General features: G+C 49.4%; 13 protein-coding genes. 9 read left to right on the forward strand and 4 right to left on the reverse strand.

Features of this window, described 5'->3' with window-relative positions:
• Position 1 precedes the first annotated feature (1 nt).
• From FDW88_RS12260 to FDW88_RS12300, 9 genes are read left to right on the forward strand one after another with little or no spacing between them, the layout of a single operon-like run.
• The gene (locus tag FDW88_RS12260; RefSeq protein WP_137362630.1) at positions 2-559 is read left to right on the forward strand and encodes a polysaccharide biosynthesis/export family protein; all 558 of its coding nucleotides are present in this window, start codon (positions 2-4) and stop codon (positions 557-559) included.
• A gap of 2 nt (positions 560-561) precedes the next feature.
• Entirely contained in the window at positions 562-2,691 is a 2,130-nt protein-coding gene (locus tag FDW88_RS12265; RefSeq protein WP_137362638.1) for a tyrosine-protein kinase domain-containing protein, read from the forward strand.
• Positions 2,688-3,899: a capsular biosynthesis protein gene (locus FDW88_RS12270; protein ID WP_115257669.1), complete on the forward strand. Its 1,212-nt coding sequence runs from the start codon at positions 2,688-2,690 to the stop codon at positions 3,897-3,899. Before FDW88_RS12265 ends, FDW88_RS12270 begins: the two co-directional genes overlap by 4 nt.
• Complete coding sequence (locus FDW88_RS12275) at positions 3,896-5,278, forward strand: capsular biosynthesis protein (protein ID WP_137362631.1); 1,383 nt, start codon at positions 3,896-3,898, stop codon at positions 5,276-5,278. The genes FDW88_RS12270 and FDW88_RS12275 overlap by 4 nt, the downstream gene beginning before the upstream one ends.
• Positions 5,271-6,260, forward strand: a complete 990-nt coding sequence (locus FDW88_RS12280; RefSeq protein ID WP_137362632.1) for a glycosyltransferase — start codon at positions 5,271-5,273, stop codon at positions 6,258-6,260. Before FDW88_RS12275 ends, FDW88_RS12280 begins: the two co-directional genes overlap by 8 nt.
• A gap of 14 nt (positions 6,261-6,274) precedes the next feature.
• Positions 6,275-7,486, forward strand: a complete 1,212-nt coding sequence (locus tag FDW88_RS12285; RefSeq protein WP_137362633.1) for a glycosyltransferase family 4 protein — start codon at positions 6,275-6,277, stop codon at positions 7,484-7,486.
• Position 7,487: 1 nt separating this feature from the next.
• Positions 7,488-8,600: a glycosyltransferase family 4 protein gene (locus FDW88_RS12290; RefSeq protein ID WP_135911550.1), complete on the forward strand. Its 1,113-nt coding sequence runs from the start codon at positions 7,488-7,490 to the stop codon at positions 8,598-8,600.
• Between the two features lie 2 nt (positions 8,601-8,602).
• Positions 8,603-9,010: a hypothetical protein gene (locus FDW88_RS12295; RefSeq protein WP_117343210.1), complete on the forward strand. Its 408-nt coding sequence runs from the start codon at positions 8,603-8,605 to the stop codon at positions 9,008-9,010.
• Between the two features lie 30 nt (positions 9,011-9,040).
• On the forward strand, positions 9,041-10,438 hold the full coding sequence (locus FDW88_RS12300; RefSeq protein ID WP_137362634.1) for a DUF4832 domain-containing protein: 1,398 nt from the start codon (positions 9,041-9,043) through the stop codon (positions 10,436-10,438).
• 46 nt (positions 10,439-10,484) lie between these two features.
• On the opposite strand, the gene galE is transcribed toward FDW88_RS12300, so the two are convergent.
• The 4 genes from galE to FDW88_RS12320 form a co-directional block, all read right to left on the reverse strand.
• Positions 10,485-11,501, reverse strand: a complete 1,017-nt coding sequence (gene galE, locus FDW88_RS12305) for a UDP-glucose 4-epimerase GalE (protein WP_115257676.1) — start codon at positions 11,499-11,501, stop codon at positions 10,485-10,487.
• A 68-nt stretch (positions 11,502-11,569) separates the two neighbouring features.
• Positions 11,570-12,508 (reverse strand): hypothetical protein, encoded by a 939-nt coding sequence (locus FDW88_RS12310; RefSeq protein ID WP_137362635.1) that lies wholly within the window; start codon positions 12,506-12,508, stop codon positions 11,570-11,572.
• A 167-nt stretch (positions 12,509-12,675) separates the two neighbouring features.
• Positions 12,676-13,311 (reverse strand): carbonic anhydrase, encoded by a 636-nt coding sequence (locus tag FDW88_RS12315; RefSeq protein ID WP_115257678.1) that lies wholly within the window; start codon positions 13,309-13,311, stop codon positions 12,676-12,678.
• 155 nt (positions 13,312-13,466) lie between these two features.
• Positions 13,467-14,624 (reverse strand): MalY/PatB family protein, encoded by a 1,158-nt coding sequence (locus FDW88_RS12320; RefSeq protein WP_137362639.1) that lies wholly within the window; start codon positions 14,622-14,624, stop codon positions 13,467-13,469.
• Positions 14,625-14,628: the final 4 nt, after the last annotated feature.

Here is a 14,628-nt window from a genome sequence, read left to right on the forward strand (position 1 = left end):
AATGAAAATAATAGAACTGTGCGCGTGTTTTCTATTCAGTATCCTGTTGGTCGGATGCGCAACGTCCAGGCCACCATTAACGGACGACCCTGCGGCAAGCGCAGAGGATTACCGTCTTGGTGCGGGGGATACGGTCAATATTGTGGTTTACGGCGAACCCGAGATGACCATGAAATTTATCGTCGATAAAAGCGGAACCATCAATTTCCCTTATATTGGCACGCTCGCATTAAAAGAGAAAACGCCGGACCAGGTGACTGCGGAATTAACGCAACGCTTGCGTAATGGATATATGGTTAATCCCATGGTGACGGTTAGCGTCGCTGAATTTCGTAAATACTACGTATCAGGCGAAGTGAAAAGCCCTAATGCTTTCGCGTATGAGCCGGGGCTTACCGTGGAGAAAGCGATCGCTCAGGCGGGCGGATTTACCGATCGCGCTGACCGTAAAGATATCAATATTCGCCAGGCGGGCAGTCATCAGCTGCTGGAGAATGTGGATTTAACGCACTCGGTGCGTCCAGGTGACGTTGTGATCATTGGCATGGGGTTCTTCTAATGATGAAACTCTCTATAGTGGAAAACGGCAAAAAGCGAGAAAACGCAGTCGAACTCTCCCGCTTTGCCAAAGAACTTAAAAAGAACGCCTGGAAAATTGCGCTAACCGGAATTATCGCCGGAGTGGTGGCGTATCCCTTGATCAGCATGATGTCAGCAAAGTATGTCTCGACGGCGACGGTGCTGATTAAGGCACAAGCCGATAACGTTTCGCCGTTTCCACAGGTGGATGGTTTTGATTCAACGCGCAGCGGATATTACGAAACGCAATATGCGCTGATGCAGTCACGCATTATTCTCGAGCAGGCGGTACGCGACCTGAAGTTGGATGAAAATCCCGATTTTACTGGCAATAAATTGGCCGCAGCGGGGGCTAATAGCGGGGATAATCAGCAACAGAGAGTCGATCAGGCGCTGAAGACATTATCTCAACATCTGAAGGTCATCGGCATTCGCACGACCAATCTGGCCTCTATTTCCTATGAGTCACCCTCAGCACAGCAATCGGCTGAGATAGCCAACGGCGTCGCGCAGGCTTTCATCAACTATACGGTTGAGCAAAAACGGCAGAAAGTGGAGAACGCGAAGGCGCTGAATGCGGAAAAGATGGCAGAGCTTCAGGCTGCGATCGTGAAGCAAAAAGAGACGATGGATGGCTACCTGAAAAATGCCGGGCTGCTGACCTTTCGCGGTATTGACGGTTTTGAAACCGAGCAGCTTAGTATTGTGACTAATCGTCTGGCCGATGCGACCCAGCGTCGGGTTGCGGCGGAGTCGGTCTATAACGAAGTGAATGGCCGGGGGAGAACCCTTGAGAGCATCATTTCTTTGCCCTCGGTTTCTGACCACGCCCAGATTCAGGACTTACGTATCGCGTTGATTCAGGCGCAGCGCGCGCTGTCGGAACAGCGAAAACTGTATGGGCCGAAACACGCGACGATTTTAAAAGCGGAAGCCGACGTTCAGTCGATCCAAAGTCAAACCGGGCGGGTGCTGGGCGAACTGAAAGTTGGCTTACGTCAGCAATATCTGGCCGCGCTGGCGGATGAAAAGAATTATCAGCAGCAGGTGGCGCAGCAGAAAGAGATCTTCCAGCAAATGGCGTCCAAACGAGATGGCTATAACAGCCAGAAACTGTCGTTAGACAAAATGGAGGACCTGTATAAATCGCTGTATCAGCGCACTCAGGAACTGTCGTTGTCCGGTGTCAATGCAGATGCCGTGCTGTACGATCCAGCGGTGCCGCCGTTAAAACCGGCAAAACCGAATAAGTCATTGCTGTTGGTGATGGTGGTCCTGATGGCGGTGGTGTTTAGCATCATGTACTTCATCGTCAAAGCAGCAATGGACAATTCCATTCGCACCCTGAGCCGTATGAGTCAACGCCTTAACGTCACCCCGCTGGGTGAAATCCGCCGGTTTAGCGGCACAACCGGGCGCGCGCAGGTACGGGATATGATTTTGAAGAACCCGCTGAATGCCGACATTATTCACGGTATTCGTACCCGGATAATGCTGGATAGCCGGCCATTACAGACGGTTGCGGTGGCGTCTGCCGGGCACGGTGAAGGGCGTTCCCTGCTGGCCAATTTGCTGGCAAGCTCCTTTAGTTTCGATCAGAAAACGCTACTCATTGATGCAGACTTCTTTAATAACGATGGCCTGACGAATGAACTCGCCACGCCGGCATCTGCGGGCATGGCGGAGCTGCTACGGGGCGAAATCGTGCTGGAGAACGCGCGGATGACGATACATGAGAATCTTGATTTTATCCCGCGAGGTAAGTCCACTATCTCCTCTTTACTGATGCTGTCGTCGGAAAATGTAGAGCCTTTGATGCGCGAGCTGAAGTCGCGCTATCAGCGCATTATTATTGATGTGGCGGCGGTGAATCAGAGCCAGGATATTCAGCTGATTAAGCGCGCTGCCGACGGGGTTATTTTCATCGTGAAAGCCGGTGTGGGGACGGCACAGACGATCGCCAGCGCGCTGGATAAGATTGAGGATAATCAGGGCGTGGTAATTGGCGCGGTGTTGAACGGGGTGGAAGAAAAAAACCTCGAAACGCAAGAAGGGCTGCGTTCACTGAACTTCAGCACTGACCAACTGTTGACGACACCAGGCCGCGTATGAGTCTACTGAAGAGCGCATCCACGATAGCTGGCTCATCAATCATCTCGCAGTTGATTGGTGCGCTGTCTATCTGGTTGATCTCACATAAGTATGACATGGCCGAAGTTGGGCTTTATGCGCTTAACTACAGTATTGCCGTGGTGGGGGCGCAGGTTTGCACCTTTGCCTCACAGCTGTTAATTCCTAAGCAGCAGGACGACAGTCTCGCGCAAAATGTGGTGTTTTGCCTGCTGCAAAGCACGCTGATTGCGTTGCCCTACGCTGTACTGACTGCGTGGTTGTTTCACCAGAATATCCTGTTTCTCTATTTATTGACGCTCTCTACGGCGTGGGCGTTAATCTCAGAAAACTTATCGCTGCGCACGGCCAATTTTTATTTTCTGATTTTTCAGCGTATTTCGGTTTCGGTAGTGGTGGTGCTCTCGGTACTGCTCACGCATCAGGTACAGACCTTTTACTGGTCGTGGGCGTGCGCGATGATCCTACTGACATCGAGCTGTATTTTGCATTCGTTTGATATCCGCTCGGTGACGTCTGGGCATCTGCATCCATTGAATAACTGGAGATTTTTTAAGCAAAACATTCATCACATCAGCAAGGTCGGCAGCGCTGAGGTGCTGGCGATGGCCAGCAGCAACTTACCGATTATGCTGATTAACTTCTGGTTCTCGGCGCTGACGGCTGGCTATTTTTCCGTCGTCAGTCGGTTCTGTCTGGCACCTGTGGTGATCATCGGCAATGCGGTGCGCAATACCATTTTCTCCAAGTGGTCTATTGATTTCAGAAATAACACCTTTAATTATCAGGAATATACAAAGGTGCGTTTGCTGCTGTTAGTGCTTGGGGTGGTTTGTACGCTCGGGGTGTTTATTTTCTATCCCATCGTGATGCGGCTGGGGTTTAGCGAGGACTGGATTAACTCCATTGAGACATCCCGCTATATGCTGCCCTATTTGTTCCCAGCGCTGGCAATCAGCCCACTCACGGTAATTGAACTTATTTTTGGCTCCCATCGCTATTTTTTGCGTATTCAGCTCGAACAGCTGGCGATTGTGTTAGTCGCTTTTGTGGTGGTGCCCTATTTTTATAAAGACTATGCCACGTCAGTCATCTTGTTCTCTGCGCTGACATTTATTCGCTATGGGTTTATTTATTTCAAAATGAACCAGCGCGCCAATCTGCTGAAAGACAAGCCGGTGATATTATGACCCTGAATACCGGATATTATTTACAGGCCTATACCTTTATCACGCTGATCCTGTGTGGACTGGTGCAATATTTTACCGGTATGCAGTCGGTGCTGTGGATCCCGTTTTTCCTGACGCTGCTCATGGTCGGATTAATGGTGATGCAAACGCGTGAGAGCCCGCTGCATCTGGATGCCCAGGAGACCATTATTCTTGCGCTGTATTTCTCTTTTCTGCTGTTGGCTGGGGCTTCAACCCTGCTGCAGGGCGGGGTAACCGTCGCGATTGTGGCCTTTAAAAACGAGATAGCACTGTCGCTGGTGATGATCTGTTTACTGCTGGGATTCTGCCGGGAATCACAGATTTATCGGGCAACACGCTATCTGTATTGGGTGTTTTACGCCCAGGTCCCGGTGATGATTTATCAGGTATTACTGGTGGTTCCCCAGCGCGTGGCACAGCGCGGCGAAGAGGAAAAATGGGACTCGGTGGTCGGGACCTTCGGCGGCGACCCAATGGGCGGCGGTAATACGGCGGCAATGGGGTTATTTTGCCTGCTGATTATGTTGCTTAAGCTCTCGGAATATAAACACGGGCTGACGACGTTTAAATCGATGGCGCTGCATATTATTCTTGGGTTTGGGCTGTGTATTATTGGTGAAGTGAAATTTGTCATCCTGCTTTCACCGCTGTTCCTGGCCTGGGTGTGGATTTCGCCGAGCTATGTTAAAGACGTCAGTAAAATTAATCTCAAAACGTTATTGCTGATTGTTATTGGCATGCTGGTACTCATCGGTCTGTCGGTGATGATTCTGGCCTGGTACTATTCGTCTGCTTTTGGCGGCGATCCGACCAAAAGCGCCTTTAGCGTTTTTATCGATTCACTCAGCTATATCTTTGATCCCAACTACATCATGTCGACCGGTGAACTGGGCCGCTTCACGACGTTTCTGTTCTGGCTTAAAAATAACGATCTGTGGGGACTGTCCGGTACGCTATTTGGCTACGGCTTGAATGCGACGAACAGCGGAAGTTCGGTATCACCTGGGTTTTTGAATATTGTTTATAACCTGATCCTGGACTCCACGTCGCTAAGTATGCTGCTGTGGGAAATTGGCGTGATTGGCACGCTGCTGTTTATCGGTCTGTTTATTTATATTCTAAAAGTGTGTCAGCCGAAACCGGTACTGGCGCTTGAACAACTGGACCCGCAGGATCTGCAACTGTTGAGCTTTGCGCCAGCGTATAACGCTTTTGCGATCGCGTGTTTAGTGAGCTTACCTTATAGCCAAATCCTGATGATAACGCCGATGCTACAGTTCCTGTTTTATTTATCGCTCGGTTCAAGCTTAGTGATTCGTCGTACCGTTCTTCGCAGCGCAGGAGGAGGGTATGGATAATATCCCGTTTATCTCGGTGAGTATTAAAACGCTCAACGAAGCGAAAGGTATTGAGAAAACCATCGACAGCATCCGCCGACAGCTGGTGGGATATCCGCATAAAATTATTGTGGCTGATAGCCTGTCGACAGATAGCACCCAGCAACTGGCGGTGAATAAAGGGGTGACGGTGGTGTCATTAACGGAGCCGGGCGATCGCTGCTGCGGTGTCGGACACCAACTGGGCTACCTTTATAGCGAAGGCGAATATCTGCTGCTGATGGATGGCGATATGGCGCTGGAAGAGGGATTTGTCGATCGGGCCGTCGCCTTTTTACAGGCGCATGAAGAGTATGCCGGCGTGGCGGGAACCGTCGAAATGGATGATGCCGTGAACTATGAGTTCAAATCCCGTAAACAGCGCATTAACCAGATCTATCCCGTGGGTGATTGTGACCATTTAGGCGGCGGCGGGCTGTATCGTCGCGCGGCGATTGAAAAGATTGGCTATCTGACCAACCGGAATTTGCACGCCTATGAAGAGGCCGAACTGGGGCTGCGATTAACCGATGCCGGCTACAAACTGCGTCGTCTGGATATCCCTTATTTTAGCCATACGTCACACACCCTGCCGACCTTCAAGATGCTGAAACATCGGTGGTTGAGCGGCTATTACCAGGCGCCGGGAGAGCTGTTGCGCTGTAGTTTTGGAACACCGTATTTCACCCGCGCCCTCAAGATGGTCAAAAATGAGGCGGTATTTGCGCTGTATCTGTTGATCTTGCTTGCCGCACTGGTCACCGTCAACGGCAGCATTATTACCCTGGTGTTGCTGCCATTACTGGCGTTCACACTGTGGAAAATTGTGCAAAATCGTTCTCTCAGCGATGGGGTTCAAAGCGTCATTAATATGATTGTCCGTTCCGTGGGATTGCTGAAAGGGTGTCTTCATCCTGTGTGCGATCCGCTGACGCCGCCCAACAGTAAAATCATTCAACAATAAAAAGAGCGGATGAAATGAAAATTTTATTGGTTAACAAGTTTTTCTTTATAAAGGGCGGGGCGGAAACGGTTTATTTTCAGGAACGCGAGATGCTGAAAAAGGCCGGCGTGCAGGTGATTGATTTTTCGATGCAGCATGAGAAAAATTTCCCCTCGGAGTATGCGGATTTTTTTGTCAAAAATGTTGATTACCATACAGACAGTAACCTGTTAGGCGGTATTAAAACGGCGGTTAACTTTATTCATAACGCCGAAGCCTGTCGAAAAATGCAGGTCTTGCTGCAAAAAGAACGCCCGGATATCGTTCACTTTCATAATATCTATCATCAGCTAACGCCAGCGCTAATTAAAGTCGCACGCAATTTTGGCTGTAAAACGGTACTGACCGCCCATGACTATAAAATTGTCTGTCCTTCATACTCTATGCTACGCGACGGGAAAGTGTGCGATGCCTGTATTACCGGGACCGTCTTCAATGCTTTCAGATACCGCTGTCAGGAAGGGTCTGCCGCCAGGAGTTTACTGCTCTCTTTAGAGGCTACCTGGCAATACATTGCGCAAAATTATCAGGCGCTGGATGTGATCGTGTCCCCCAGCGCATTTTTACGCGGCATTTTGCTACGTGTGCTGCCAAATTCGCGTATCGATGTCATCGTCAATGGCGTAGATGACAGCCGGCCCGTGGAGACGACTGGTGATGAAGGTTATATGCTGTACTTTGGCCGCCTGAGCCGTGAAAAAGGGGTGGCTACATTGCTGGCCGCTCACCAGAAAATGCGTAACCCGGCGCCGCTGAAAATTGTCGGTCATGGCCCGTTACATGACGAGTTGATTGCCCAATATCCGGACGTGGATTTTTTAGGCTATGTACAACAAGGGGAAGCCCTGGACCAACTGATTAAACATGCCCGGGCGGTGATCCTGCCTTCGGAATGTTATGAAAACTGTTCGATGGCGGTGTTAGAGGCAATGTCATTAGGCAAGCCGGTCATTGGCTCACGTATTGGCGGGATCCCTGAACAAATTCGCGATGGTATTGAAGGGATATTATTTACGCCGGGTAATGCGCAGGCGTTGGCAGAGGCGATGGATACGCTGGTCGAAGACCCGGAGAAAGCACGGGTAATGGGCATCAATGGACGTCAACGGCTGAGTGATAAATATGCGCTCAGTGGTCATATGGAAACGTTGCAGGCACTGTATAAAGAACTGCTGGGCAGGCCATAATATGCGTAAAAAAATAACGGTATTTGGCACGCGCGGTATTCCCGATGTATTGGGTGGGGTGGAAACGCACTGCCAACATCTTTATCCGGAAATTAAACGGCTATGCGATGTTGATATTTGTGTTATCGCCCGCTCGCCGTACGTGAATTACACCCGTTCATCGTATAAGAATGTCGAAACCCATGCGCTGTGGGCACCTAAAAAACGCTCGCTGGAAGCGATTGTTCATTCCGTTTTAGCCGCGTTCAGCACCTGTTTTGACCACTCGACTATCGTGCACGTCCACGCTATTGGTCCGGGATTAGTGGTTCCGGTATTACGGTTACTGGGCAAGAAGGTCGTTTTCACCCATCATGGACCTGACTATGACCGCCAGAAATGGGGGTATGTGGCAAAGAAAATATTATTGCTCGGTGAACGCTGGGCAGTGAGATATGCCAATGAAGTGATTGTAATATCTGAAGTTATTAATCAGCTTATCCAGAATAAGCATCGCCGCTATGATGCGCATTTAATTCACAATGGCGTGAACGCACCGCGAACATTATCAGAACATACCCTTCACCAGACGCTGTCGCGTTATGGTCTCCAGCCGAAAAACTATCTTGTGGTGGTGGGGCGATTCGTGGAAGAAAAAGGCATGCATGATGCCATTTCAGCCTACCAACAAAGTGGTTTGACGATGCCATTAGTGTTAATTGGCGATGCGGATCACCCGACCGAATACAGTATTCGTCTCAAACAGCAGGCCGCTGATACGCCAGGCGTGGTGATGACCGGATTTTTACGCGGCGATGAGCTGCAGGCGGTGTTTTCGCAGGCAAAACTGTTTGTCATGCCGTCGTATCATGAGGGGTTGCCGATAGCGCTGCTGGAGGCGATGTCATTTTCTCTGCCTGCGGTGGTGAGCGATATTCCGGCGAATCTGGAGGTCAAGTTACCCGCAGAGGCGTATTTTCAGGTGGGTAATCTGGCGAGTCTGGCCGGGAAAATGGCGAGATGGGCGACAGCAAATAGCATTGACTATAGTGTATATTTGCAAAACTATAACTGGCATGAAATCGCCAGACAAACAGTCACCGTCTATCACGCTATTGATAAAGATATAGGTTAATTTTGCCCAACTCTCAGAACCGACCGCCCGTCATTGAACGATTTTATGCTCAACTGGATGAGAAGATCTCGCAGGGGTTGACCGCTGAACAAAAAGACGGCGTCGAAAAAGCGGTACTTGCTATTACCCTGGGATCGAGACACCAGGTTGATATTCGTAGAAGCTTTCCCTTTTTCGGTAGACGTTTTTACCTGGTCTTTTTGTTTGGCAGGGATTTACGTCACTGGCATCGTCGGGAATCGACGCTATCCAATATCCTGATCGCATTGTTACTGCTGTTTGTTGTGTTGTTCGTTACCTGCTGCGTATTGCTGACGCTGTATATGATCAAATCCGCGTTGGGTATTGATGTGTTCCAGAATTTTCATGTGGGTATTTGGGACTGGTGGCTAAGCCTGAAAAACCACTAGCGTTAACCAACGGGTGGAGGCGTTACGGCGATGAAGAGTCAATGGGGTTTGGCGCTATTGAGTGTGTTCTTTCCGCTGACGGCCATGGCTGCATTAACCACCGTCACTCCCAAAGCCGTAACCGGTCCGCTGACCAACCCCGGGATTGGGGGGGCCAGTTTTCATCAGGGTTATGGTGAAACGTTGGGCCTGGCGGATTACCCTAATACCGGGTTTGAATATGAACGCTTCTACTGGCGGGAACTGGAGCCAGTGGAAGGCCAGTACAATTTTGCGCTGGTTGATGATGCCTTTAAATATGCGGCGGCGCATCGGCCCGCGATGAACGTGGGGCTGCGGTTTATGGCCCTTGCGGAGCCTGAAAGCGGCTCGCAGATCCCCGACTGGCTGATTAAAAAAGGGGTGAAAGGAAAATGGACGCCCGATCATAAAACCTTTATCCCGGATCTCGACGATCCCCTGTTTATAGCCTACAGCCAACGTCTGCTGAACGCTTTTGGCAAGCGCTACGATGGTAATCAGAACCTGGCGTTTGTCGATATTGGCATGGTGGGATCGTGGGGAGAATGGCATAACAGCAACTTCCCGAAAGATGTGCTGCAACCCTTGCTGGAACGATATACCACCGAGCAGCTAGATCGCTACGTCGCTATGCACTTTGCTGCATTTCCCGTAACGCCAAAAATTATGTTGATGAGTGGTGGGCAAAGCCTGGCCAATGCGGTGGCGCGAGGGGCTGGATGGCGCGCGGACTGCTGGGGCGACCTGCGTGTGTTTTCCAATGACTGGAATCACATGGCAGATGATTACCCGCAACGATTGCTGGCTGCGCAGAAAAGTTATTCCGGGTTAAACGATGCCTGGAAACGATCGCCGGTGAGTCTGGAAATTTGTTCGTATATGCTGGACTGGAAGAATCTTTTTCATTATACGCGCGCAGAGGTGCAGGGGATTTTTGACTGGGCGGTGAAGCATCATGCCAGTACCCTCAACCTGAAATCGCGAACGGTGCCCAGTGAGTATCGGCCGATTGTCGATGATGCACTGACCAGGCTGGGCTATCGCTTTCGTCTGGCCTCTCTGAGCCATGAGTCAGTATGGGAAAATGGTCGCAGCCTGGCGCTGATCAGTACCTGGTATAATGACGGCGTTGCGCCGATTTACCTTCCTTACACCCTGTCATTTCGTATTATTAATGATGCTAACAATGTTGTTGCTCAGGGAAATTCACCGGAAGACATTCGTCGCTGGCTGCCGGGTCAACATCAGCTGAATTATCAACTCCCTATGCCCGGTGCGTTACCGAGAGGAAAATACGCCATTGAAGTGGCGATCGTGGATAAGTCGGGCGCGGCGAGAATTAACTTTGCCAATGAAGGGAAGCAGAGCAGCGGATGGTATCGTGTGTCGACGATCACGGCGCGTTAGCCATTAGCAACAATGAGCCTGCCCGCAGGCTCATTGTTGATGGGTGTTAAGCGTGATAACCATCAGGATTATTTTTCTGCCAGTTCCAGGTGTCGCGCATCATGTCATCAAGCGTGTAGGTAGCCTGCCAGCCCAGTACTTCGCGCGCCAGCGACGGGTCAGACCAACATTCGGCGATGTCCCCGGGTCTTCGTGCAACAATCTGATAATTAATTTTTCGTTGAGCCGCTTTTTCAAAAGCGGCAATAAGATCCATCACCGAATAGCCGATGCCGGTACCGAGGTTTATCACCTTATAGGCTGGACCTTTATTCTGGCAATCCAAAGCCGCTAAATGGCCGGTTGCCAGATCCATCACGTGAATATAATCACGTACCCCAGTGCCATCCGGGGTTGGGTAGTCATTGCCAAACACCGACACGGTTTCAAGCTTGCCAATCGCGACCTGAGAAATATAGGGAACCAGGTTGTTGGGGATACCATTTGGATCCTCACCAATTCGGCCTGAGGAATGGGCACCGACGGGGTTAAAATAGCGCAGGCAGGTGAGGCGAAACTCAGGGTGTGCGTGGGAAAAATCCGCCAGAATCTGTTCGACCATTAATTTAGAGGTGCCATACGGATTCGTTGTTCCCCCGGTGCGCGATTGTTCGCTGAGCGGCACGCTTTCCGGATCTCCGTAGACCGTTGCGGAAGAGCTGAAGATTAGGCTGTGAACACCCGCAGTCAGCATCTCACTCAGTAAAACCAGCGTTCCGGTGACATTGTTATTATAATACGCGAGGGGTTCTTTTATGGATGCTGAAACTGATTTTAACCCAGCAAAATGAATGACATCACTAATGTCATGGTGTGAAAAAATCGTTTTTAATGCCTCTCTGTCCAGAACGTCGGCAATGTAAACTGTGGGTTCTTTTCCGGTGAGTTCTGCGACCCGATGTAATGATGTTTGTGAGGCATTCGTGAGATTATCGATGATCACAACTTCATCACCTCTTTCGAGAAGCGTCAACACGGTATGTGAACCAATATAACCTGCGCCACCTGTGACAAGTATTGCCATACAGCCTCCAGAGGAAATCTTATGAAAAAGATTGTTGACTCACCAAGGCCACGGCTATAAATACAGGGCTATGAGTGGCGTCGGGTAAGAGATAAATTTCTGAATTTCACCATGCACTTATAAGATATTTTTTTGAGTATCGATAAAAAACTAAAGGTGTTTATTTTACTATCGTAGACAAGATAGTTATTCGTGAAGTTTAAGGTATGTACACCGTCGCTTTGGTTGATGGCGGCATTGACCTGTGCAATAAGCTTTTCATCAAAAGAAAATGCGTTTAGCGTGACTAATGCTTTGATGTAAATTGATTTTCCATAGGTTTCAGGCGTGCATTCCTGAGTGAGGAAGTACAGTGTATTGCCGATGTTATGGGGCGCCCCAGCGCCTCGCTGATGCAGGTTGCTCAACTGCAAAGTGGGCGTGATTTTCTGCCACGGACCGCTCACGCTCTCGGCAGTATGGATCATCAGCTCATTATTCATTGTCGTCGATAACAGATAACAGGCACCGTGTAGTGAGAAAAATACGTTATCGGTTAATGCTTCGTCCGAGATTAAAACGTTTATCGCCTTCCAGCGTTGCGGGAAATCTACGCACTGAAATAAAATAACCTCTTTTCTTTCTGAAGACTCAGGGATCATAAAGAGCTGGCCATTGTTCTCAAATACAAAAGGAAAGGATAAATGGCATTTTAGATAATCGAAACCGTCGAGCTTCACATCATCGAGTTCCGCTAAGTCGGCATCGAGTATACGGCAGCGTAGGATCCCCTTCGAATTACGGAAGCGTAAAGCCTCATAAAAAATATAAACTTTATTATCTCTTTCAATGATGAAAGGATCGGCCTGAAAGGTGTATTTCTTTTTTAGTTGCTGCGCAGGGGTACGCTTCAGTATATCCAACGTGTTAGTAGGAAAAATATGCGAACCATTATCCTTGATAATCATGATGTCCCACGACTCATGATAAAAAAGCATATTTATTATTTTTTTATATTTGGCCTGCATTCGCACGTGTTCCTTTTGTCGCTTCAATTCACCGGGTGCTATACAGCAACATTAACGGTTAGTTTAAAAGCTAGTCGCAAGCGCGTTTTTTGTCCACTTACGGAACGAGTGGCGGGGGGAAGGGGCGGGGTGACGTTGCCAGAGCATCCTTGCTCCAGATAAAGATTTTACTCGAAATGCACCTGCGGATTGTCTGCCAGTGAAACGTACGTTTTGCTGTCTTTATCCAGTGTACGGATCTCACCGCTTTCAATGTCGTACACCCAACCGTGCAGACGCAGCGCATTATTACGCAGTCCGACAGCGACAGACGGATGCGTTTTAATATTATTCAGTTGAGCGATAACGTTCTCTTCCACCATGGCATTCACTTTGTCGATTGCGTTATCCCAGGTTTTCTTCTCGACTACCGCTTTCGCCGCATCGGCGTAGTGCAACCAGTGGGCGACCGCAGGCATCGGATCCAGACTCTGGCTTTCAGCAATCGCTTTCATCGCACCACAGTTGGAGTGCCCACAGATAACGATATCCGTCACGCCTAACGCCAAGACCGCGTATTCGATGGTGGCAGATACACCGCCCGGTTCCGGGCCAAAAGAAGGGACGATATTGCCCGCGTTGCGGATAACGAAAAGCTGTCCTGGCTCTTGCTGCGTAACCAGTTCTGGCACCAGACGACTGTCTGAGCAGGAGATGAAAAGTGCTTTAGGATTCTGGCTGGAGGCCAGGCTGCGAAAGAGTTCCTTACGTTGAGGGAAAATCTCTTTTTGGAAGTTGAGGAAGCCCTCAATGATATGTTGCATAGCAGTGTCTCTTTTCTCTGTTTAAGCAGGTTATGATGAAGATCACACTTTCCAGTTTAACACTCGCGCAGAGAAGAGGAAGTATTTATAGCCGGTCAGGGCATATCTTTGGGGTATTTTGCCCTGACTTAGCAGGGCAAATATTGGGTATAGCGCTACGCGTCCAGCCTCTTCTGGTATGCCTTTTTGAGTCTGTCCATGGCCTCCTCCAGTACAGAACGCGGACAACCAACGTTTAATCGCATATGGCCTTCTCCGCCAGGACCATATTGATAACCTGGCGACAGGCCAAGCCGGGCATCATGGACAAAAAAAGCGCTCAGTTGCTCATCACTGAGGCCCATTTTTTCAGCATTCAGAAACAGCAGATAGGATGCGCCGCCATACAGAATCGAGATCAAGGGGCAGTGCTTTTCAATTTCATCTTTTACATACGCTATATTGTCAGCCAGATAGGTCAATAATTTCTGGTGCCAGTCACTGCAGTGAGTATAGGCACTGTAGATGGCCGCCTGCTGTAACGAATGGGTCTCGGCGAGGTAGCAGTTATCAAGAAAATGATAGAACCGTTCGCGCAGTTCATCGTTCTTGATAATGGCGATACCGCCTTGTATCGCTGCGGTATTAAAAGTTTTGCTGATAGAGGCAAGTACGATCGATTGACTGTTTAACCTTTCATTGAGGGTGAAAAATGGGTGGTGTGTTTTGCCAGGTAAGGTCAAATCGCAGTGAACTTCATCCGCGATCACGATGACGCCCGCGTCGTGACAATAGTCACTTATTCTTTCAAGCGTCTCGCGGCGCCATACCATCCCGCCGGGATTATGCGGAGAAGGAAAAAGAAACATTTTGCATGTTTTAAGCTTCTCAGTGAAATCATGCCAGTCAAATTCGTAACCGCCATCCTTCTCAATTAGGCGAGTTTGAACCAGATTTCTGCCGCTGGTTTTGACCAGGTTGGGGTAGGGGTCATATATTGGGCTGCAGGTCAATATATTGTCCCCTGAACGGGTGAGAGCCATCAATGATAGTACGATGGTTTTGATGACCCCCGGAACAAAATGCACCCAGTGCGCCTGAACGCTACTGTCATACTGTTGCGCATACCAATGAATAACCGCTTCTTTCCACTGTGGGTAATCCAGATTATAGCCCTGAACGGGCTGTTCTATAACAGCCCGTAGCGTATTCAGAATGGGTTCTGGTGTGGCAAAATCCATATCTGCAATCCACAGCGGTAATACATCATTGGTACCGTACATCTGTTGTAATTGCCCGTACTTACGACAATTAGGGAAGGTGCGAATAAGCAGGTCA

The organism is Citrobacter sp. wls829, from assembly GCF_005280825.1.
Classification (GTDB): Bacteria; Pseudomonadota; Gammaproteobacteria; order Enterobacterales; family Enterobacteriaceae; genus Citrobacter; species Citrobacter gillenii.